Source organism: Vibrio ulleungensis (genome assembly GCF_016900875.1).
In the GTDB taxonomy this organism is placed as follows: domain Bacteria; phylum Pseudomonadota; class Gammaproteobacteria; order Enterobacterales; family Vibrionaceae; genus Vibrio; species Vibrio ulleungensis.
Genome location: NZ_JAFEUM010000005.1, coordinates 152,080 through 173,364, shown reverse-complemented (window position 1 = coordinate 173,364; position 21,285 = coordinate 152,080). Strand labels below are relative to the sequence as shown.

At 42.9% G+C, this 21,285-nt stretch carries 20 protein-coding genes and 1 tRNA gene; 8 read left to right on the top strand and 13 right to left on the bottom strand.

Translation table 11 applies throughout. The features are described from left to right. The first annotated feature begins 44 nt into the window (after window positions 1-44). The 4 genes from rpoD (at window position 45) to JQC93_RS13525 (ending at window position 3,888) form a co-directional block, all read left to right on the top strand. Window positions 45-1,889, top strand: a complete 1,845-nt coding sequence (gene rpoD, locus JQC93_RS13540; protein ID WP_205158961.1) for an RNA polymerase sigma factor RpoD — start codon at window positions 45-47, stop codon at window positions 1,887-1,889. 145 nt (window positions 1,890-2,034) lie between these two features. Beyond that, window positions 2,035-2,111, top strand: a tRNA-Ile gene (locus tag JQC93_RS13535). 176 nt (window positions 2,112-2,287) lie between these two features. Continuing rightward, window positions 2,288-3,301 (top strand): HNH endonuclease family protein, encoded by a 1,014-nt coding sequence (locus tag JQC93_RS13530; protein ID WP_205158960.1) that lies wholly within the window; start codon window positions 2,288-2,290, stop codon window positions 3,299-3,301. Beyond that, window positions 3,301-3,888, top strand: coding sequence for a class I SAM-dependent methyltransferase (locus tag JQC93_RS13525; protein ID WP_205158959.1), 588 nt, complete (start codon window positions 3,301-3,303; stop codon window positions 3,886-3,888). The genes JQC93_RS13530 and JQC93_RS13525 overlap by 1 nt, the downstream gene beginning before the upstream one ends. A gap of 129 nt (window positions 3,889-4,017) precedes the next feature. Here JQC93_RS13525 and JQC93_RS13520 read toward each other — a convergent pair whose 3' ends face one another. The 13 genes from JQC93_RS13520 to JQC93_RS13460 form a co-directional block, all read right to left on the bottom strand. Next, a complete protein-coding gene (locus JQC93_RS13520) occupies window positions 4,018-5,361 on the bottom strand; it encodes a reverse transcriptase/maturase family protein (RefSeq protein WP_205158958.1) in 1,344 nt (447 codons plus the stop codon). Further along, complete coding sequence (locus tag JQC93_RS13515) at window positions 5,358-5,945, bottom strand: SLATT domain-containing protein (RefSeq protein WP_205158957.1); 588 nt, start codon at window positions 5,943-5,945, stop codon at window positions 5,358-5,360. The genes JQC93_RS13520 and JQC93_RS13515 overlap by 4 nt, the downstream gene beginning before the upstream one ends. Before the next feature lie 537 nt (window positions 5,946-6,482). Further along, entirely contained in the window at window positions 6,483-7,520 is a 1,038-nt protein-coding gene (locus JQC93_RS13510) for a competence protein CoiA family protein (RefSeq protein WP_205158956.1), read from the bottom strand. A gap of 112 nt (window positions 7,521-7,632) precedes the next feature. Next, window positions 7,633-8,880, bottom strand: coding sequence for a VapE domain-containing protein (locus JQC93_RS13505; RefSeq protein WP_205158955.1), 1,248 nt, complete (start codon window positions 8,878-8,880; stop codon window positions 7,633-7,635). Further along, window positions 8,873-9,106: a helix-turn-helix transcriptional regulator gene (locus JQC93_RS13500; protein ID WP_205158954.1), complete on the bottom strand. Its 234-nt coding sequence runs from the start codon at window positions 9,104-9,106 to the stop codon at window positions 8,873-8,875. The genes JQC93_RS13505 and JQC93_RS13500 overlap by 8 nt, the downstream gene beginning before the upstream one ends. Before the next feature lie 81 nt (window positions 9,107-9,187). Further along, window positions 9,188-10,108: a hypothetical protein gene (locus tag JQC93_RS13495; protein ID WP_205158953.1), complete on the bottom strand. Its 921-nt coding sequence runs from the start codon at window positions 10,106-10,108 to the stop codon at window positions 9,188-9,190. Window positions 10,109-10,118: 10 nt separating this feature from the next. Continuing rightward, the gene (locus tag JQC93_RS13490; protein ID WP_205158952.1) at window positions 10,119-11,354 is read right to left on the bottom strand and encodes a site-specific integrase; all 1,236 of its coding nucleotides are present in this window, start codon (window positions 11,352-11,354) and stop codon (window positions 10,119-10,121) included. 349 nt (window positions 11,355-11,703) lie between these two features. Further along, on the bottom strand, window positions 11,704-12,276 hold the full coding sequence (locus JQC93_RS13485) for a DUF3299 domain-containing protein (protein WP_205158951.1): 573 nt from the start codon (window positions 12,274-12,276) through the stop codon (window positions 11,704-11,706). 138 nt (window positions 12,277-12,414) lie between these two features. Then, window positions 12,415-13,797, bottom strand: coding sequence for an amidohydrolase family protein (locus JQC93_RS13480; protein WP_236009563.1), 1,383 nt, complete (start codon window positions 13,795-13,797; stop codon window positions 12,415-12,417). Window positions 13,798-13,866: 69 nt separating this feature from the next. Further along, on the bottom strand, window positions 13,867-15,078 hold the full coding sequence (locus tag JQC93_RS13475) for a carbohydrate porin (RefSeq protein ID WP_236009571.1): 1,212 nt from the start codon (window positions 15,076-15,078) through the stop codon (window positions 13,867-13,869). 407 nt (window positions 15,079-15,485) lie between these two features. Next, window positions 15,486-16,490 carry a helix-turn-helix domain-containing protein gene (locus JQC93_RS13470; RefSeq protein WP_236009561.1) on the bottom strand — a complete coding sequence of 335 codons (1,005 nt, stop codon included), beginning with the start codon at window positions 16,488-16,490 and terminating at the stop codon, window positions 15,486-15,488. A gap of 128 nt (window positions 16,491-16,618) precedes the next feature. Then, on the bottom strand, window positions 16,619-17,509 hold the full coding sequence (locus JQC93_RS13465) for a cation diffusion facilitator family transporter (RefSeq protein ID WP_205158949.1): 891 nt from the start codon (window positions 17,507-17,509) through the stop codon (window positions 16,619-16,621). 190 nt (window positions 17,510-17,699) lie between these two features. After that, window positions 17,700-18,584: a LysR family transcriptional regulator gene (locus tag JQC93_RS13460; protein WP_205158948.1), complete on the bottom strand. Its 885-nt coding sequence runs from the start codon at window positions 18,582-18,584 to the stop codon at window positions 17,700-17,702. Window positions 18,585-18,750: 166 nt separating this feature from the next. Between JQC93_RS13460 and JQC93_RS13455 the strand changes: the two genes are divergently transcribed. From JQC93_RS13455 to JQC93_RS13440, 4 genes are all read left to right on the top strand, one after another. Then, entirely contained in the window at window positions 18,751-19,311 is a 561-nt protein-coding gene (locus tag JQC93_RS13455; protein ID WP_205158947.1) for a porin family protein, read from the top strand. A 111-nt stretch (window positions 19,312-19,422) separates the two neighbouring features. After that, window positions 19,423-19,992 carry an NnrU family protein gene (locus tag JQC93_RS13450; RefSeq protein ID WP_205158946.1) on the top strand — a complete coding sequence of 190 codons (570 nt, stop codon included), beginning with the start codon at window positions 19,423-19,425 and terminating at the stop codon, window positions 19,990-19,992. Between the two features lie 4 nt (window positions 19,993-19,996). Next, a complete protein-coding gene (locus tag JQC93_RS13445; protein ID WP_205159081.1) occupies window positions 19,997-20,230 on the top strand; it encodes a DUF3820 family protein in 234 nt (77 codons plus the stop codon). Window positions 20,231-20,306: 76 nt separating this feature from the next. After that, window positions 20,307-21,281 (top strand): PhnD/SsuA/transferrin family substrate-binding protein, encoded by a 975-nt coding sequence (locus tag JQC93_RS13440; RefSeq protein ID WP_205158945.1) that lies wholly within the window; start codon window positions 20,307-20,309, stop codon window positions 21,279-21,281. Window positions 21,282-21,285: the final 4 nt, after the last annotated feature.

Sequence of the window (21,285 nt, the reverse complement as noted above, 5' to 3'; positions counted from 1 at the left end):
CGCAAACTATAATTCTTTACCAGACCTAAAGTTGGATACCGTCTATGGATCAAAATCCGCAGTCACAGCTGAAGCAACTTGTTATAAAAGGCAAGGAGCAAGGCTATCTGACATACGCAGAAGTTAACGATCACCTACCTGCCGAAATCGTAGATTCGGAACAAGTAGAAGATATCATTCAGATGATCAACGACATGGGCATCAAGGTGGTGGAAAGCGCCCCTGAAGAAGATGACATGTCTATCAACGATGACGATGCCGTTGTCGACGAGGAAGCAGTAGAAGCGGCTGCCGCTGCACTTTCAAGTGTAGAGAGCGAAATTGGCCGTACTACCGACCCTGTGCGTATGTATATGCGTGAAATGGGTACGGTTGAGCTGTTGACTCGCGAAGGCGAAATCGACATTGCAAAACGTATTGAAGACGGAATTAACCAAGTACAGCGCTCTGTTGCTGAATACCCTGGTACCATTCCTTACATCTTAGAGCAGTTCGACAAAGTACAAGCTGAAGAGATGCGTCTAACTGACGTGATCAACGGTTTTGTTGACCCTAACGATGACGAAACAGCTGCACCTACCGCAACACACGTAGGTTCAGAGCTGGCTGAGAACGACTTAAAAGACGAAGACGCTGACGACAGCGACGACGACGAAGATGACGAAGAAGAAGATACCGGTATTGATCCAGAGCTTGCTCTAGAGAAGTTCACCTCGCTTCGTAACTCATACCAAGATCTTCAGCTGGTCATCAACGAAAAAGGCCGTGAAGGCGCAGACTACCAAAAAGCCAATACAGAGCTTTTGGAGATCTTTAGCGAATTCCGTCTAACACCGAAACAGTTCGACCACTTGGTTAACGAATTGCGCACTTCTATGGATCGCGTTCGTACTCAAGAGCGTTTGATCATGCGTCAAACCGTCGAATACGGTGGAATGCCAAAGAAAGAATTTATTCAGCTGTTTACGGGCAGCGAATCAAACCAAGCTTGGTTTGATATCGTTCTAGCGTCTGGCTCTTCGTACATTCCGAAGATCAAACGTAACGAAGAAGAAATTCGTCGCAGCATTCAGAAGCTAAAGCAGATTGAAGAAGAGACCTCTTTAACCGTTCAAAACATTAAAGAGATCAGCCGTCGCATGTCGATTGGTGAAGCGAAAGCTCGCCGCGCGAAGAAAGAGATGGTTGAAGCGAACTTACGTCTGGTTATCTCGATTGCGAAGAAGTACACCAACCGTGGACTACAATTCTTGGATCTTATCCAAGAAGGTAACATCGGTTTGATGAAAGCGGTTGATAAGTTTGAGTACCGTCGTGGTTACAAATTCTCGACTTACGCTACGTGGTGGATCCGTCAAGCGATCACTCGTTCAATTGCAGACCAGGCACGTACTATTCGTATTCCTGTTCACATGATCGAGACCATCAACAAGCTGAACCGTATTTCTCGTCAAATGCTACAAGAAATGGGCCGTGAACCACTACCAGAAGAACTTGCTGAGCGCATGCAAATGCCTGAAGACAAGATCCGTAAGGTATTGAAGATCGCAAAAGAGCCTATCTCTATGGAGACACCAATCGGTGATGACGAAGATTCGCATCTAGGTGATTTCATCGAAGATACGACTCTAGAGCTTCCTTTAGACTCTGCAACATCGACCAGTCTAAAAGTCGCGACTAAAGACGTTCTTGCTGGACTAACACCACGTGAAGCGAAAGTACTTCGCATGCGTTTTGGTATCGACATGAACACTGACCACACCCTAGAGGAAGTGGGCAAGCAGTTCGACGTTACTCGTGAGCGTATCCGTCAGATCGAAGCCAAAGCATTGCGTAAACTTCGTCACCCAAGCCGCTCAGAAACCCTGCGCAGCTTCTTAGACGAGTAATCGTTTGATGTAAAAGTGTATAAAAGGTGAGCTTAGGCTCACCTTTTTTGTCTCTGCCAGTCTAAGTGGATAAAAACTAAGCGCAAATCCCCCTACTGCTCTCTAGACAGCCTGAGATGCATCCCCTATAATCGTTCACCTATTCGGCCCCTTAGCTCAGTTGGTTAGAGCGCACGACTCATAATCGTTAGGTCCACAGTTCAAGTCTGTGAGGGGCCACCATATTGCATAAGGCCTGAGAGCGTTTTTCGTTCTCAGGCCTTTTTCATTGAAATGTATTTATAGCATATTTATAGCAAAATATTTGTACGCAGAACGCCACGACTACCCACCGTACTCATTTACAAACTCTTCGATAGCGGTTTAAATAAAGACTCACATTTCTAGAAGGTTTAGGCATGGAGTTCTACAAGGTAGATCCCTCATTAGAGAACTATTGGCGCTCAATTATCCTTTTCGGTAATAATGTTGCCTCCTATAAATTTGCATTGGCAAAATCACTTTACGAGCTAGACAAGAGGCCGGATGATTTAGTCTCCCTGCAAGAGCTTGCGGTGCCCTTTAGCCGTAACTTGTGTGAACACTTGAAACATTCCCCTAAGCAAATCACAGCAAAATCTAGTCAGTTTTTGAAAGCCTGTAATCAGTTCAACAACAACGAAATCTCACAAGACCAATTAATCGATGAAACTGTTAAGCGAGGATTCAACAACGTAATTACTGCATTTCACACTGTTAATCGAGAAAGCATAGAGAAGCAGTTCTTTATAGATGAAAGAAAGCTGAATAAGGGTATACGACTCACTGACAACTTTTTTGAGCTAACGGAGTCTGAGCAATACAAAAATTTTTCTATTGAAACTGAAGCGCGCTGGCGGCTTGTAGAGGAAGGTTGGCGATTGGGTGTCTCACGAAGCCTCATATCGGTACATTATGATGATGTAGCCAAGACACTCTACACTTCAAGCAAAGCCCGTAGAGTTGATATCACAAGCTGTAGAGACAGCTTAAATGGATATCAAAAAGGACACTGTTTTTACTGCCATACTCCAGTTAGTGTCGAATCAGGGTCTTCTAGACTAGCCGATGTTGACCATTTTTTCCCTTGGAGGCTGAATGACACAATCAGCAACGTGAATGGCGTTTGGAATCTTGTTTTGTCATGTGGAGAGTGTAATCGGGGTATCGGTGGCAAATCTTCAAAAGTTCCTGATATTTCCTTATTGGCGAGACTACATCGACGCAATGAATATTTTATTAATAGTCATTTGCCACTACGAGAAACGTTAATTCAACAGACAGGAAAAAACGAGCAGCAAAGAGTAAGCTTTTTACAACAGCAATACCAGATAGCCAAGACAGAGCTTATTCATGAATGGAAACCAAAGATTCGCGGAGTACTCACCTTCTAATGACAATTCAATTCTACCAAGATAACGCTCAGAGATTTTATGAAGATACCGTTAACGTCGATGTTAGCTCTATTTATGATAGATTTTTGAAATACTTGCCAGCCAAAGGGCACATTCTCGACGCTGGCTGCGGTTCTGGTAGGGATTCATTGTACTTAAAGAACGCAGGGTTCAATGTTAGTGCTATTGATGCATCTTCCAATATGGTCAAGCTTGCAGCAGAGCTTACTGGGCTACCAGTCCAACAGTGCTACTTTGAGGACATAACGGAAACGAACAAGTACGATGGATTGTGGTGCTGTGCATCCCTTTTACACGTACCTGAAACCGATCTTCCAATGATATTCAAGAAGCTCATTGCTTCTCTAAAAGAAGGTGGCTACTGGTACCTATCTTTCAAGTTTGGAGAAACGCAACGAATCAAAGATGGCCGACTTTTTACCGATATGAATCAAATTAGGCTAGCAAATTTGCTTGCTCTTTTTCCTGAGCTAAAAAATGTAGAAGATTGGGTTACCGAGGACCTTCGTGCAAACCGCACGGAAAAGTGGCTAAACGTAATCTTGAAAAAAGTAGCTGTAGCGTAGTTTTAGACATAAATGTGTGAGTGAGCTTGCTAAATTAACAATTGATGAATTACCCCCAAGTATGAAAATCACAACAAACTAGTGTCTACTGAGCCAGTGGATATTCTATCAAACGTCATTGAAACTTATCTAGCCACTGACAGAAGCATCTTTAATATCTGCTTCTAAATCCTTAACTTGTCGACTTATTTTTTTATGAAATGCATATTTAATTTGATCTTCTCGCATTCCTTTTAAGTTATAACCAAAATATACAGAAAGAACTCTCCCCATGTCTTCCAAAGTAAATTCATCAAAATTTGGCACATATGGAGTCGAATGCTTTCTATGAGATATTTCTTTAAACGCTCTTACAAACTTTTTAGGCTTTATGTTGACATCAAAACGACTACACAACTTGTATACAAAATGATCCAACTTATGAAGTAATTCTTCATCATTAATCTGGGAGTAGAAGAAAAGCCAACCTTTGTTTTTATTTTCAAACACACATCCTGTCACTCGAATATTAACTCGCCAATTTAAAAAAGCCTCACTCTTCTTTTCAGAATACTTATAGCTTGTAAACAGACTAACTAATGACGCTTTTAGCCTTTCTATGCTACTATTTTTAACAGTAACAACTTGTCCCTTAAACAAATAACCCAAGTAATCAAAGTCATTATTTAGGCTCCCTATCATAGACTTGTGAGGCATTTCAATTGGGCAATGTATATTTAGATTATATGTGGAAAATTTAGTTATGACTTTCTTAGATATTCTTTCTGCTTCATCAACATCACACAGTATAAGAATATCATCTACATATCTATAGCACTTAACATTTTCCATTTTTTGAAGGAATTTATCTAAGTCTTGAAGATATATAGCCGCAAGAATATTAGAGATTGAAAGCCCTTGAGGTACACCTTCAATATTTGGTTTATCATCACGGGACGACATATTCACTGTTGGTGCCGTAACAGCAGAGTATATAACACTTTTAATGTCTTGATGCTGGCGTAATCTTTTATTTAACTGTAGCTCCAACAGCTTGTGATCAATAGATGGATAAAAGTTAGAAATATCTAACTTCACAACACCTGAATATCTATCACTGGCTATATCTTCCTTTATTTTTCTAACTACTGACTGTGGTAGTTCAAAATTAACACTGCTTTTAAAACGCTCTTGTAAAAAATCGCACATAGCACGCAGTGCGATTCTATCTCTTACAGTGGGTATAGATATTTCTCTAGGGACTTTACCTCTCCCCTTGCTAATTAGACTAAGTTTATACTTAGCAAAAGAATAATTTCCAGATATCATTTTTCTTGAAATAATTTCAATTTGTTCATCTTGTTGCTTTCGAAAGGTATATTGATTTATATTATCAATACCAGTCCCTCCAGAATAAACTATAATCTCTTGGAAAATCCTAGATAAATTATCAGCAGAAAAGTAAGATTCAAACTGTTGCTTTATTGGTTTCATTTTAAACAGTTCCTAGTGATAAAATCGAAATTTAAGAACAGTGTGATGGCAATTGGTAGAAAATAAAAAGCAGAAAGCATTGAAAATCGTTTAATCCTATTAACAATGGCTTTTAAAATCTGTATTCTCGTTGGGTTAGGTTTAATCTTACTTTTATCTATAGCTGATATGTATGCAGAAAACAAAGCATCAAGATAATCTGAAGGGTGGTGATTTTCGCAACTACTTAAACTCTTTTCATATCTAGAACTAATATCTTTCAGTTCACCGTCATTTTTCTCAATCGCTTTCGCTTCAATCCATAAGGCTTTCAATTCCTCGTAATTCTCTTTAATTAAACTTGCCCTTTCTTTAAATGAGAATCCATTTATGTATACTGAAACGACAAGAACCAAAATTGAATATATTAACCAATATTTGTTAGACGTAGCATCTGGAGTACTATTTAGATAATAAATTGATATAGCTACAGAATAAAATGAATACCAAAGCAGTATTAATTGGGAATGAAAAGCATTATTTAGAAGCCGTCTTTCGGTTTTTATACGTGATTGTCGAGTCCACCAAATACTATCAGAAAGCACTTTATTCTCCTTGTTAGGTAGTGCTCAAGGAAGTCCAAAGTTACAGAGAGTTAACACCCTAAAAGTTAGGGCAAGCACGAAGCTAAAGATAAAACTAATTACCTTTCATAATTACGTTCACTCACTCCAAAGTAGTGAGTGGGAAGCACAATGTGCATCCACTCCTTGAGCACTACCAATATTGTACTCTTAACAATAACAATTGAAAGTTAAGTCGTAAATTATTACTAAAATTCAGATAGTTAAATTCAATTTCACAAGGGGGAGTAGGGGGGGATCGTACTTTATTATAATCATCAAGGCATATAAGGCACTGATTTTATGATGAAAAATATTACATCGATTACTTTTTCTTCACTTTTCCATCATATGTCTTTAGTTGTGCGCACTCTCACAACAATCAGCGTTACGATTTGATTTCTAACGCCCCCTATTTTAGTGGCACGGATTGCCGTAGTTACAGCTACCTGACGTATGCTGGATTATTAGTGCTAGCAAACTCTGGGGTATTTTCGATTTAGCAGAAGTAACTACCCTCTATCGTTTGATGTTGTCAAGCTTTCTGATTTCCCGAGCGAAATCCTTGTCACGCCAAACACCTTCATTTATGTATTTGGCGACACAATCACTACATAGATTGTTGTCATACTTAACACCAACTTTCGCCTGACACCTCATACAAAATTTCGAGTCATCTTCAACATCGAAAACTTCCGATAACGGCACGTCTGTATAAAATGTTCCGCATTTACGACATACCAGCCCAACAGCATCATACACGACGGTCTGACATGAACCACAAGACTTATAATGCGATACAGTTTGCTCAAGAATATGCCTTCGAGTTACCAATATGGCCTCTCTTTCTTTCTCTGATGCTTGTTTCTTTACTTCGAGGTCTGCTAGCATTTCAGGTAATAGTGAAGCCTCTCGTGCATGACATTTCCAGTATCTTGTCCCTGACTGTAGAAAATACTCAATTGCGACTTCCTTGAACGTCTTGAGACTAGTTCCTGAAAACTGGTCGTACTCCATAGCAAGGTCATCTAGATCTATTACTAGCGCTGAATGCTTTGATGATACACGCAGTTCAAGATTGTCACGATTTGTATATTGCAGTCTTACTCCTATTGGGTATCCCCCAATTTCGAAGCTAACATCGAAAGGTTGATTGCTTGAAGTACTTTCATGAACCGTAAAGCTTGTAGTGTCTAACTGTTTTTCGCCAGTTATTCGCTTTGTAGTAGTCACTTGATTTCCAAAACGATCTTCATCGGTGAGAGTCTTCGTCCATTCAGGAGTCTTTATAGCGAGGCTTTCCATATCAACTAAGCTTTGCTTGATCATAAGTTTTGCAGCGACAAAGAATGAGTAGTCACATTCCTTCTTTTTTTCATCAGCCTGATTGTTAGAGGCATCATGCGCAAAGTGATCAATTCGCTCACCATTGCAAAACCTTGCAACAAGGCGTTGCTTGCAGCTAGGGCAAATACAACCGCAATTTCGGCCGCGCTCAACTTCGCTGATATCAACGTACTTTCCTGTTTTCTCGTGAATAGCAAATGGTATTAACATAATAACCCTACACTTAGCGAGGTGAATACCCTGCTGCAAATATAACCAAAATTCAGTAACCTATGCAAGCTACCCCACCTCCCCCACTTTAAGTGGAGGAGGTGGGGTGAATTTACTGCCCCCCGCAATCTATGACAGTCGGAAACAAATAACGGTTTGTCCCATTAAGCATTTTTTTCTCTAGCTTGCCCTCGCTAGATAATCGGCTCAGGCACTTTCCAACCCCACTACTTCGTGAGATATCAACCTTCAACTCTTCGCAAACCTGTTTAGTTGTTAACCATTGCTTTCCTTTTCCGTTACACTCGTTAAGGTGGTCCACGACAACACCGTACCACTGCCCTTTATCAGCAAACTTTGACGACTCTTCAAAGACCTTCGTAGCAATCTCAGTTGGTAGCACCCAAGGATGTTTTTCTACTTGGAATAGATACTTTACTTCGAGCCAAAACTGACGAAGGCACTCAGGATCATTGAGAACCAATTCACCCGTAGACTTGTACTCCCAACCTAATATTTGATTCAGCAAATCCATATCAGTTTCTCCAATAAGCTCAATGACGGCATATCGTGTATTGCCCGTTTCATCCTTCAAAAATTCAGACTCATTGACCGTTGCAATTAGATTTGTCTGCCGACGTTTTTTAATGTCGTTTCGGCCATAGGGAGGTCGAACGGTGTCACAAGAGCGCGTAATAAACGCCTTTAAACTCCCTTGACAGTTTTTAGTTGAGCGCTCTAATTCACCTAACTCTACAACCCAAGATCGTATTACAGACAGCACACTGTCTTTGTTGTCTGGATTTAGCTCAGCACCTTCAAGAAAGGCACCGCTCAGAACATTGGCAATGCGCTCAACAAATGCCGTTTTCTTAAACGATTGGCCACCTTGAAGAACAGGAACCAGCTTAGACTTGAAGTTTGGGACCAATAACGATGCTACGCACCCGACTAGCCAATGCTTCAACACAGACTTTGCTAACTGTGAATTCTTAGGTTTTAAGCAATCTAATGCCTTATCTATTCGTGCGACACCATCCCATTCCCCACTTAGCCAATCAGCTACAGGGTGGTATGGAGCATCTCGCGCAACCGCTGCAAAGTGGTCATCTATGGCAGCTTTGGGTAAATCATGGATTGCAGCTAGTGAAATTAATTCACTGCGAATTAGTTCTGGTGCACCTATGAATTGGTCTTCTAGAAAGATGTCTGACTCAAGGGTCATCAGGTTAAACTTTGCTTCTATCGAAGAGTGCTTAAGTAGCGCTTTAAGGTTATCAGCTGTGTTTAGAACCAGCCGATTACCATGGTTAGATATTTTTATATCGGGGAAGTCTGGTGTTTCATTAAAGTTACGCATCAAAGCTGCCCTCCATTGGTAGACGGTCATGCTTCGTTTTATTGCTTAGCCACTTATCAAGATCTTCTCGAAGGTAGCGAACGGCGCGACCAATACGAATGAAGGGTGGTGCAATAGTGCGGTTTTTTCGGTGGCCTTCCATGCGAGCTTGTCGCAGAAAAGAACGGCTCATGCCAATGTATGTTGCGGTTTCTTGCTCAGTAAGAGCACGTTTACTATCGTTCATATTTACCCTCTGTTAAAACGATTTGTTTAGTAGAGAGGTTATTGAACAGCAGTAAACATGCACATGCAGACAAGCATGCAGCTAGTTATGCACGTATTTTCTCACATCCGACAACATGTTTTGGAAGGTGCGATATCCCATTTCCTTATTATTGCCATAGGTCATGTTCTGAGTCCCCATATCAAGAATTACTTCATCCCGATCAAACATGAACTCTTCTTTCCGAACATCTTCACGAATTATGTTCCAAACCGTTTTCGAATTGGCTTTTGGGTGCTTTTCTAGTATTCGAAACTGTATGATGGCAATTTCATGAGTAAGTGTATTTGCCTTCAAAGTAGGTTCGCATTGGCTTAGAGGCGTATCGATAACCGGCTTAGAAGGCGTAACTATTTCGGCTTCGGTTAGGTTAAAGTGCCGCCTTAACTCGCCTACGTGTAATCTTATGTCGCTTGGTTTCAAGGCGAAGTAACCGAGAGAAAGTTGTTTCTCTCCATTTCGCACTGTGCTCGAAAAAGCAGACAACGCATTTGCTATGGAATCAAGAGCATTCAAGTTTGAAGATCCCTCTATTGTTCCTTGTGCGCTCATTGCTGCACTTAAAAATGGGACGGTATTATTAATTGAAAGCGCAATCCATTTTGTTTGGGCGAGGTCGATTGGCTCTCCGCATATATTGCTAAACTCACCTGCACCATGATGAGAAAAAACCTCCTTTGCCGCAATGGGATTGGTTAACTGAGTTAGAGTAAAGCCTGTTAGCTTTCTTAGTTGAACATCCCCTACAAGTAATTTCTTAGACATTTCATTAGAAAGCCGAATATGACCACTTAAACAAACCTGTGCCAACACTGCATTGCTTTCACTAATAGCAAATGCCTTATCTGTACTAACCCAAGCATGTAAGTTCAACTTACCTACCTCAACTTCATCCAACACTTGTTCTTTAGTTAAACTGAAGCATTTTTCTATTTCCGAAAGGTGTAAAAACTTTCTATCCATCCTTGACTGACTACCCTATTAAGTTAACTGCGGCTGCCTTGTGTTCCGGTGCTAAATGAGCATACCTTAATGTCATTTTAAGATCGCTATGTCCAAGCAATTCTCTGACGGTGTTTAAATCAACACCAGCCATAACCAATGAACTGGCAAAGTGATGCCTAAAGTCATGAAACCTAAAATCTGTAACCCCAGACTTAGCTAAAAGGTTATTCCACGCCTTCTTTATGTCGGCTAAAGGGTTTTCCATATCAGCAGTAAATACAAATTCGCACTTAGTATTCTGCTTTTTCCAATATCTAAGTGCACTCAAAGCTGTATCATTCAGGTGAACAACACGACTCTTCGAAGACTTTGCATTGCTAGCTCGAACGGTTAAATAACGCCCTCTGGTTGTAATATCACTCCACTTTAAAGACAACAATTCACCACGTCTTAGCCCCGTGTTCATTGCCAAAATAATCAGTGGCTCTAAATAGTCAACAAAGCGCACTTTTTTGAGATCAGTATGCTCGTCTCTCCCTCTGATTCTGCGATGTTCATTCGCGCTATCACGCTTATCTCGTAATAACTGGTTTCTTTCAAGAATGGCTTCATTTAGCTGCGCCAACTCTTCAGTTGATAGATAACGAATGCGAGTATTATCGAACTTTAGTGTCTTAACTTTATGAAGTTCGTGACTATCGATAATTCCCCACTCGACAGCCCTAGACATCGCTCCTTTCAAAGTGTTTACGCTAGCATTTATGGTTGACGGTTTTCTGCCAAGTTCAAGCCTATCATTGCGCCATTGCTCGACACTCCAAGCATCAATTTCATTTAGGTTTTTAGCTTTAAAGCACTTAAACATCGATTTGAGGTGTGAAATGATAGTATGTGCAGTTTTCGGATTTCTGCTCTTAAGAAAGACTGAGTACTTGGTATCTAAAAATTTATAGAAATTAAGGTACTTTTCACTTTTTTGTTCTATTCTCGCTTGCTTGCGCGACTCTTGAACATCTGTACCCTTTACTACTTCACCAAGCTTTTCTCTTGCCCGATCTCGAGCCTGTGCTGGCGAGATATCACTTGCCAAGCCAATCTTGAAATTAACCTGCTTACCATCAATTCGGTAGTAGACGTAGTAAGCTATTTTTCCCGATGCAAACTTCAGAGCGTGGAACCCCGACACCTCGGTATCATTTATTCGGCGTTGCTCAACTGTAAGGTCTTTCAAAGCAGAATTTGTAATCTTTTTCTTGATTGGCATCCATTTCACCCAAAATCTATTTATAGCATATTTATAGCAAAATCATTAAACCCCAGTAAACAACAGTAGATAACAAAAAACAAGAAAATCAAAATAATCACAATAAAACAGCAACTTAAAAGACCAGCAAGGTTCACCAATGTTCACTGAACAACAATGGAGATAGTACTCATAATCGTTAGGTCCACAGTTCAAGTCTGTGAGGGGCCACCAAATACATAAAGGCCTGAGAGCGCATGCGTTCTCAGGCCTTTTTCGTTCTTACGTATTTACAGCATATTTATAGCGAATTAGAGACGCCAGACGAATGAATAGTGCGCTCTAAGCTAGTTACACAGCTCAAACCTAACTAGTGGTAATTCTCCACAGACGATGCCGTTAGGGTATACCCCATAGTGACGTCGGTTTCACCATCCACTAGATACACATTGTCTGTTTTCAAGTTAGACGATATGACCCCTTCTACCCATACAGGGTATTGCACCGTTTCTACTTTGTATCCGTTTGGGTACGAGACTCGAACAATTTGGTTAGCCGGAGGTGGTGGCATGTGAATACATGCTCCAGCCGTAGGCACGAGTAGGAAGTCTGTGGCCACCAATGGGGATGAGAACTCAATCGGTACCAAAAAGCCAGGTATACGTACTGCTTGCCCATCAAATTCAGCGGTAACGGTTTCAGCAGCGCGTTGTTGCTGCTCGATATACTCTTTGCGCAGTCGAAGCAGCTCGTCCGCATCTAAACCTTCAGCCTTGAGGGTTTGCTTTAACTCGGCCAACTGATTTTGGCTTTCCGTATCATTGTATCGACTCAGCGTGAACACATCTTGCAGTGTTAAACGTTGTTGATAACTTAGCTCAGGGAGCACAATTTGATTGTGCGACAGTGATGGCGTTAGATCTTTCCATTCTAAGAGTTTCATTTCCTTGGAAAAAACACTAAATGAAATGAACAGCAACCATAGAGTAACCAGTATTTTCAATATGTTAGCCCACGAATCTGTATTGCTTCTAAACCTCACGGCCCATCGGTGCAAAAGCTCCGATGGGCGATTGGCCACTTAAAGACTGTTTTTGTATATAACGCCATCTTTCATTATCAACTTGATGGAGTCTGGCGACTCTGGACGCTTCTCGGCGCCAAACCATTTCTCACCGGTACCCACCACTGAGAAATCCTCCAACGGGTTACCATCGAGTAGTAAAACATCGGCATATGCGCCAACCTCAATCACACCCAACTTAGCCTCTGGGTATGGATTCATGAAATCACCTGACAACGCCACCAATTCCCCTCCAACGGATGTGAGGGTTTTCATCGATTCGAATGCGCCAAAGAAGTCGTTATTGAGTTTCTTCTCATAGGCAATCTGGATATTACACGCGTCCACTGAGCCTACGCAGTCGGTTTGGAACGCTCTTGGCGCAGGACACTTTTTCATGTTCGGGATGTAGTCTTCAAAGGCAGCTGACGCCGACTTGGCTTTAGCAAGACTAGCTGGTACATTTTTGATTGCAGGGATCTCAAGGAGGTTAGGATCAAAGGCCGTTAGGTTTGTTGTAATATACGCGCCTTTCTCTTTCATTAAGTCTGAGATTTCACAATCAAACATAAAGCCGTGTTCAATGGAGCGAACGCCAGAGTTTAGAGCGCCGATGATGGCCTCTTTTCTGTAGGAGTGCGCCATGACATAACTGCCATAAGAGTCTGCAACCGCCACAGCCGCCGCAATTTCTTCTGGAGAGCCTGCGAGTAATTGCCACGGGTCAAACGCCGATACTACCCCGCCAGACTGCATATACTTTAACTGCGTTGCACCCATTCGAAAATTATTGCGCGCGAACTTGTTCACCTCGGCAACACTGTCGACTTCTTGCGCCATATTTAAACGACCAAAGTTGGTCTGCTCACCAACGGGGGCAGTATAGTTTGCGAAATCGGCATGCCCGCCACGCGTACTGAGAAACGCACCAGATGGGTAGTAACGAGGCCCAACGATCTGTCCTGCATCAATTGCTCTACGTAAGCCACCATTGGCTCCACCCGCATCACGCACGGTGGTAAACCCTTGCATTAAGTACATTTCGGCCATCCGAGTTCCGTGAATGGCGAAGTCTTCCCATGTGACGCTCGACTCCATGGCGGGTAAGCTTGGCCCCATTAACATCAAATGAGCATGCGCTTCAATAAATCCTGGGGTTAAGGTTTTGCCACTGCCATCAATGATAACGGCGTCTTCGCGAACCTCTATTGCAGCATCAGAAATAGACGCGATTTTGTTGCCTTCGACCAATACAAAATGGTCTTGGTACAGTGTGTTTTCTGTTCCATTGAAGATGTCGACATTTTGAAACAGAGTCTGAGGTAAGGCGAGTGCTTCTTCTGCTGCATAAGTGAAAGTGGCAATCATAGCCAGTGATGAAGCGAGTAGAGTTTTTTTCATTTCAATGTCCCTTTTGAAAATCGAAACTAGGCCCAACAAGACGCGATGCTCGTTTGGCGATCAATCGTGCTAAATAAACAGTCTTGCTCTTACACCAAACACCCACGCGCTACTTTCATTTGAAAAAGATGGATCCTTAATGTACTGAATGTCCGGTGTAATCTGGACATAGTCTCCAAATTGCATGTTGTAGTAGAGCTCGGTGGTCCACTGCTGTTCAGAATGTGCAATCGGCTGCAAAATCTCTTCGTTGATTTCAGACCAGTTAAACGCAAACCCCAAATTATTATTTGCGCTTCCCAGACCGAAATAACCTAACCCTGCACTGAGCGATTTATCGTAGAGCGCAACTTGTCCTTGTGAATATCCTCCACGAACAAAGGGCATAATCTGTGGTGTGAAGAACTGGCTCCAAGAAAAGTTTATCCCCTTACCACCATCGGTATAGCCTGGTGTTGGATAATTGAGGTTGTGCCGAGTACCTTCACCAAAGTGCCAAAACGTAACGTGGACATTGTCGGTATAGATTTGCTCTTGTGAGGCTGTCCAGCCCAACTCCAAAGTGGTGAAATAGGCAGCGTCACTACCAAACACCGTACTAAAGCCATCGAAAATATCGTCCGACTTGCCGTTGGCATCGGCAATACCTGCAACCACATAATACTGATCACTTATCATGTGTCCTGCAGACAGAGCTAATATCCCATCGTCTGGAAGCCCCATAGCCCCAGAGCCTGTAGAGAAGGACAGGTTAGTAAACCCAGACCACGGACTCGCTAGCGCATACACGTCTACATAGTTAGTCACGTCTTGCCAACCAACTATGAGGGTTCCTCTGCCATCGTTGATGGTCTGTTTCCAGTTTAAATCGGTGACGCGAAACCCTTGGTCGCTAAACGCAGGTGCAATCAACCCAGCGTAACCCAAGCCTTCATTACCAGAAAAATTGTCAATAAACGCATAGTTCTTAGGGGTGCTACTGCCATAGGCGTGGCGATGTTCAACTTTCCATACTAGTCGCCCGCTCGGCGTTAAACTCCAAGCGCCATACAACCTAGCGACACCAGAGGATGCATCGACAGACTGACCATCGGAACCGTCACCAGATGTGAGTCCTAAAGCAAAATAGTCGGCACCAAATGTAAATCCATTATTCGCCAAGTTTTCACGCCAACTAAGCTGCTGCGCTTTTTGCTGTGCGATGGTGCTCTCGACTGAGTCTGGGCTTTCAAAGTTAGCCGCAATCGCGAATGATGACAGGGCGGAGCAGGAAATGACCATTCCGATGAGCGTCGGTGCTGCGTTTGAACGAGTCCATGTCATTCTAAAAATATCCTTTGTTAACATAGAGATCCATTCTCTAAATCTTAGTCGCACTCCGTCTATTAGCAATTAATGGGCGCAGTGACACATAAAGACTTTACGGTGGTGTTAGCCGCTGGTTTAGCGCTCCCCTAACTTTCTAACGTTTGGGATTGGGCATAACAATATGATTCTCGTGAATATGTAACATCATTGTTAATAAAGGTAGAGTTTTAGAGAGTGCATTACAACAGCCATTTGACGACACAGTAAGTCACTCAATTTGTTGTTCGCTAAGGGGGTAAAAGCAAACCGCAGATCGGTGTTAATTACGCGAGCGAAACAACCGCGGTATAGCACCACTAAATTTTGACGGGTAAGGATGGTTAAGCTCTTTGTGCTCGATACTGAGTTGGGGTCAACCCAGTGACACGCTTGAAGCTGCGCCCAAAGTGCGCAGAGTCGGAGTAGCCAAACTGACTTGCAACTTGGGTCACAGGAAAGTCAGTACTCGTTAGGCATTCTTTTATCTCATCAAACACCATTTCTTCAATGAGCTCTTGGTAGATTCGATCTTCTTTTTTTAACTTTCTTTGCAGCGTTCTTACGTTGGTTCTAAGAATCTGAGCAGCCAGTGTTATGGGCAATTTACCCATCGATAGGTATGGCCGCATCGCGAGACGAAACTGATCGACGTAAGACGCCTCTTCACCCAAATCGAGTTGACCAAGGAGTAGCTTTGATTGTTCGACACTTTGAAGATTAATCGGTAAGTCGATCAATGGTTGAGGAATTTCAAGGGCTGTAACTGGGCGTTCAACGCTGAAGGTTGCTTTGCCTAACGTTGGTAGTTTCTTGAAGTCTTCTGCCGATGAGTCTTGGATGCCGATTATCGTTGGAGTCCACCGATTGCTGGTTAATACGCGAAGCAGCTCGGCCATAAACATCACCGAAAACATTTCTGCATATTTGAACCACACTTCGTCTGACTTACTTTTATGCCGAACCAACCACCATTTCCCACCGGAGTTTTCGACACATACGTGCGCGCCTGTCGACTCTTGTTTTAACACTTCACAGAATTCTTCAAGCGCAGCTTTTAGGGACTGATTTTGGGTCAACACTCCAACCATTTTAGGAATGAAGGTTTCTCTGCAGCTTCGAAGAAATACAATGCCCAATCTATCGTTTTCAAGACTCTCCCCAAGCACTTCCATAAAGTTCTTAAGACTTGATTCAGGCAAACATAGGTAATTTGTCTCTTTATGGATATCGTTGGGAAGCGTTGCCTTTCGCAGCAAGTCGTAACTGCGTTGATCCAGCTCTTTAAACATCGATGCAAAAAACTCAACACTCTCTTTGGACACAAGTGGAATTTTTGGGTTTGTCATAGTTATGCCTACTGTTAAGAGCAGTTAAACGGGTTATTTATTAATAAGATGGCACTCAATTAAAGATATAGCAAACCAACAAAGGCGCTCTGCGGCCCTCCTCTATTGAGCAGGGTTTAATAGAGAAACTAAGAAGCCATGTTAACAGTAAGCTTTACGTCTAAAGGCACTTTTGCGAGCGTTCGATTCAGGGCAGCTTTCATTCTATGCAGCTCGTCGGACGCCATGACCCTGTTTGCCTGAGGTTTAACCGACAGTTCAATACGCAGCTCAGGCCCAACTTTCAACACACTGCTTAGCGTCACATTATGCGTTTGGTCTATTGCATCGACACTCTGCTGCACTTCTTCTACTAGCTCTTCATTGGGGGACATTTGTAGCAGTTCACGACCCGAACCTACCATCATTTCCAGAGGTACTTTGATAAAGTACCCAGAAATTAGCAGCATCATTACGGGATCGGCGTAAACAGCGTATTGAGCAAAAGTAGTGTGGGTGATCGCCCAGGCCATCAAAAAGCCTGCTCCTACAGCAACGCTTAAGATCGTGTCCATCTTCCACTGCTTGGCCTCAGCATCCATCAAACCCGATTGATGGCTCTTACTCATCACTTGTATTTTTTTCCAAGCGTACGCACACCCAAGGATATTAACCAAAGCAAAACCGCTCGCCACACCAATATTTAGGCTTACACCACCACTAAACAGAGCTTGGACGGCGCTGTACATGGAGTAAATCACTACCCCCATAATTACCGCACCTTTAATCGCAATCACTAGAGGCTCTAACACAGCGCGACCGTTGGGAAAATGGGCGTCACGAGGTGCATGAATAACCTTTGCTGTAGCCAGTGACAACAAAGTTAACAGCAGACTGACCAGCGAGTACACACCATCAAAGACGATAACAATGGATCCGAGCAGTATTCCTATCACCAACCCACCCACTGCAAACGCGGCGGCGAGCAGCGATGAAAAGCGCAATACTTTATGCTCTAAGTGCTGATGAGTAGGGCTCATGGTCTTTCCTTTACCGAAAATTACGGTGTTTAAGTAAAAACTATACTGAGCGAGTTGTGAGCAGCGAACAAGCGTCAACCGCATCTCACTTTGGAATTGGCACCATGACCTTTTTCTAAATCATTAAATATCAATACGTTAAGTGAAAATTTAGGTGTCAGCATTATTGACAGTGACTGAATTGCTTAGCTTAGAAGTCAAATAAGTAGTCGCTGAGTTTATCAGAAAGCCAGTTCATACCTGGGTGCTCGCTGATCCCAGCCGAGGCAAACATGCAGTAGTTTTCTTGGATTAATCCATAGGTATGCTTTATCACTACAAGCGAGCGTTCACGAAGCAGCTCTCTGATCAGTGGCTCGGGCATAACGCCCCAAGCATTCTCGGTTTGGATGGTAGAAAGGATGTAATCGAAACTAGAAAAACCAATATAGTGGCGCGAAAATGGTGCGAGATCGGGGTTGTCTTTCTCGTTGAGATACACCATTAACGCTTGCATTTCTTCTCTTAGAACGTCGTCTGTCACACGGCGCATCCGGCCTAGGTGATTCTCGGCGCTGCACACCGACATCATACGGATCTTACCTAATGGACTCGAGATTAAACGGGGGTCATCAGCGCGCTCATAATCCACACCAAACGCAAAATCCACTTGCTCGGTTTCAACTAAGTTGGCTAAGTCCCCCGTTGAAGCGAGTATGATATTAAACGAGGTCGCGGGAAACTTATGATTCAATTGATGGGCAAGATCCTGCCAGAAATCGTCGGGAAGAGAGTCGTCACGAGCAATCCAAATTTCGGCTTTGAATTCCCCTTTAACTTGTTTACAGGTTTGTCTGATCCGTTGGGTTGCGCTCAGAATGCTCTGGCAATCTCGCTGAATCGCCTTGCCCGCCTCCGACAACTCAATATGGTTACCAGTGCGCTCTAGGAGCTGCGTATCAAGCTCAGACTCCAATGCTTTTAACGCCATACTCAACTTAGTCCGCGTGTAGCCAGATTGCCGCGCCGCTTCCGATACCGAACCAAACTCAGCAACTAAACTCAGCGCTTCGATTTGTGTAATGGATAACGACATGGTGCAGCTCCCTACCGGTTAAAATGACTATCACTCTCTCATTAACAAATATCTTGGGGTCAGAGTCAATTGACTCTGACCCCAAAAGCATAAAAACCTCAACCTTTGTGTTCTTTTTGTTTTAAACTCATAGGCATAACCGCTCAATATGGACAAAGGATCATTGATGATTAAGAAAATTGTGTGCGTGAGTTTGGCGATAGCCTCATTTTCACTTAGCGCGGCTATCAAACCGTACCCTAACGATTACGTCTATTTTTCATTAGGCAATGTCGGTTTTGATACCCCCGATTTTGGCGAGACCTCTATCCAACCCAGTTTTGGCTTAGGTTGGGGGCATAATTTCAGTCAACACTTTGCTGTTGAAGGGTTATTTCGCTATTCAGAGAGTGAGATCGACAACTCTGCGGATAATGCCGAAGTCAGTTTGTCCTATTACACCTTTGGCCTATCTGGCCTAGCCTCCACTGGACCGTTATTTGATACGCCCTTTAGTTTATACGGGCGAGCAAGTGGCTTATATACCATCGCCAATTTATACAGTGATGGTGCAAGAGACGGTAACGAGAGCGGCGTTTTGTTTAACATTGGTGGCGGAATTCAATGGGACATTGGTGACAACTTTTGGGTTAAAGGAGAGTATCTCATCAGTGTCGCCGACACCGGTTTGAGTGACTTTTATAACAGCTATGACGGCATTCAGCTGAGCATCGGGAAAAACTTCTAGCTTGCCATGCTTTTTTAGATCCATATTGATTGGAATTTTGCCTGCTGCCCTCAAGAAATCGACACTGCATTGAGTTAGGATGAAGTTCTAGCAAATGATAAGGAAATCAAAATGATACTTCTAACGTTCGGAGTACTTCTTTGGAGTATTGCTCATCTTATCCCTTCCGCTGCACCTCAAAAACGCAGCCAATGGATTGAGCAACACGGTGAAAGTAAATACAAAGGGTTGTTCGCCCTCACTATTTTGGCTTCGTTGCTGTTCATCGTGTTTGGTTGGCGTTCAACGTTACCCGAGATCTGGTACATACCTTCTGTTGGCCTACGCCATGTAACCATGCTGCTGATGATGGTTTCCTTTATCCTACTTGGCGCATCTCAGTCTAAAGGAACGCGCATAAAACAGTGGATCCGTCACCCTCAATTGACAGCTGTGGCCATTTGGGCTTTTGCACACCTTTTATCTAATGGCGAAGCTCGCTCCGTGATCCTTTTTGGCGGATTACTAATATGGGCCGAGTTAAGCATCATTTTTATTAATAAGCGCGACGGTAAATGGGATAAGCCAACGCTAATCTACAGTTGGCCTCGAGAGGCACTGACCTTAGTGATTTCCCTTGTTCTCTACGCTATTGTCGCCGTGTTTCTACACAAATACATCGCGGGTCTCCCCATTGTCTGATTCATTGCTCAATAAACAGATGCTGATCAAATTGGCCGAAACTAAAATGCCTTATGGGCGATTTGCGGGCAGGCCAATCATACTTTTGCCTGAAGAGTATTTATTATGGTTTGCTAATAAATCAGAGTTTCCAAAAGGTGAGTTGGGCGACCTAATGAAGCTTTCATTAGCGCTAAAAATAGAGGGACTAGAAAAGCTCGTTTACCCGTTACTGCCCCCTGAAACTCGCCGCTCGTAACTGTAAATAGAGACATTGAGCTTGCAACTCAACAATGTTTACGGTGCATCATTCGGTATGTTATAGTGTGCTTTATATGGATACTAAGGATGGTGTTGTGGCAAGTCGAGTTTTTTGCGCTCTACTGATGGCTTTGATTATGATGCACAATGTCGTTAACGCGAGTGCATTGTCTAGCGATGGCGTTGTGCAGAGCAAACCGTTTACCATTGGCATCATTTCAGACAAGCCTAAAAACAAAATTAAGTCTGCTACCCCATTCGCCGATTATATGGCCGCTCAACTTACTCACTTCGGTTACACACATGGTCGCGTCATTGTGACCGCGACTGCCGAGGAGATGATACAACGTATTGAAAACGGCGACGTTCAACTTATTACCTCCACATTGTATTCTGCGCTCTATTTTGAATCGAACAGCTCTGTCGAACTATCTGGGCTACGCTGGAAGCAAAACTCCGCGGATTATACATCGGTAATTTTTACTCGACGCGATAGCAATATCAGCGAGTTAGAACAACTGAAAGGCAAAACGATCGTTTTTGAAAAGCCCTCTTCAACCAGTGCTTTTTTTTTACCCGCGAGTCATCTTATTGCCAACGGGATCTCACTGCAAAAGCTCTCCTCTATCAGTCAACGTCCCGACCCTGACAAAGTCGGATACTTGTTTATCAAACAGCAGCTTAACAACGCCAATGAACTCAATATGTCCATTTGGGTTTATCATAAGCGGGTAGAAGCGGCGGCATTTAGCCATATTGATTGGGCAGACAAAAGCACCGTACCAAAAAAGGTCTCAGAGTCACTGAGTATCATCAGTGAAACTAACCCTTTCCCTAGAAGTTTAATGCTAACCTCTACGCGTTTGGGTGGATTGGAACGATTAGCCATTCAACAAGCTATGTACTCCGCTCATGAACAGCAGCTTGGATTAGCGTCGCTATTGAGCTTTAAAGAAACCACCAAGATTGAGCCAATATCACACAGTGCAAAAATGCACATTGAACAGAGCCGGCATACTTTTTCAGAAGTATTAGCATTGATCGAGTAAGCCA

Excerpts from the sequence above, each read along its gene's own strand:
- JQC93_RS13450 (WP_205158946.1), top strand. The coding sequence starts at position 19,423 with ATGATACTTCTAACGTTCGGAGTACTTCTTTGGAGTATTGCTCATCTT.
- JQC93_RS13525 (WP_205158959.1), top strand. The coding sequence starts at position 3,301 with ATGACAATTCAATTCTACCAAGATAACGCTCAGAGATTTTATGAAGAT.
- JQC93_RS13530 (WP_205158960.1), top strand. The coding sequence starts at position 2,288 with ATGGAGTTCTACAAGGTAGATCCCTCATTAGAGAACTATTGGCGCTCA.
- JQC93_RS13470 (WP_236009561.1), bottom strand. The coding sequence starts at position 16,490 with ATGACAAACCCAAAAATTCCACTTGTGTCCAAAGAGAGTGTTGAGTTT.
- JQC93_RS13510 (WP_205158956.1), bottom strand. The coding sequence starts at position 7,520 with ATGTTAATACCATTTGCTATTCACGAGAAAACAGGAAAGTACGTTGAT.
- JQC93_RS13465 (WP_205158949.1), bottom strand. The coding sequence starts at position 17,509 with ATGAGCCCTACTCATCAGCACTTAGAGCATAAAGTATTGCGCTTTTCA.
- JQC93_RS13500 (WP_205158954.1), bottom strand. The coding sequence starts at position 9,106 with ATGAACGATAGTAAACGTGCTCTTACTGAGCAAGAAACCGCAACATAC.
- JQC93_RS13475 (WP_236009571.1), bottom strand. The coding sequence starts at position 15,078 with ATGGTCATTTCCTGCTCCGCCCTGTCATCATTCGCGATTGCGGCTAAC.
- JQC93_RS13485 (WP_205158951.1), bottom strand. The coding sequence starts at position 12,276 with ATGAAACTCTTAGAATGGAAAGATCTAACGCCATCACTGTCGCACAAT.
- JQC93_RS13460 (WP_205158948.1), bottom strand. The coding sequence starts at position 18,584 with ATGTCGTTATCCATTACACAAATCGAAGCGCTGAGTTTAGTTGCTGAG.
- JQC93_RS13495 (WP_205158953.1), bottom strand. The coding sequence starts at position 10,108 with ATGGATAGAAAGTTTTTACACCTTTCGGAAATAGAAAAATGCTTCAGT.
- JQC93_RS13480 (WP_236009563.1), bottom strand. The coding sequence starts at position 13,797 with ATGAAAAAAACTCTACTCGCTTCATCACTGGCTATGATTGCCACTTTC.
- JQC93_RS13455 (WP_205158947.1), top strand. The coding sequence starts at position 18,751 with ATGATTAAGAAAATTGTGTGCGTGAGTTTGGCGATAGCCTCATTTTCA.
- rpoD (WP_205158961.1), top strand. The coding sequence starts at position 45 with ATGGATCAAAATCCGCAGTCACAGCTGAAGCAACTTGTTATAAAAGGC.
- JQC93_RS13440 (WP_205158945.1), top strand. The coding sequence starts at position 20,307 with ATGGATACTAAGGATGGTGTTGTGGCAAGTCGAGTTTTTTGCGCTCTA.
- JQC93_RS13505 (WP_205158955.1), bottom strand. The coding sequence starts at position 8,880 with ATGCGTAACTTTAATGAAACACCAGACTTCCCCGATATAAAAATATCT.
- JQC93_RS13490 (WP_205158952.1), bottom strand. The coding sequence starts at position 11,354 with ATGCCAATCAAGAAAAAGATTACAAATTCTGCTTTGAAAGACCTTACA.
- JQC93_RS13520 (WP_205158958.1), bottom strand. The coding sequence starts at position 5,361 with ATGAAACCAATAAAGCAACAGTTTGAATCTTACTTTTCTGCTGATAAT.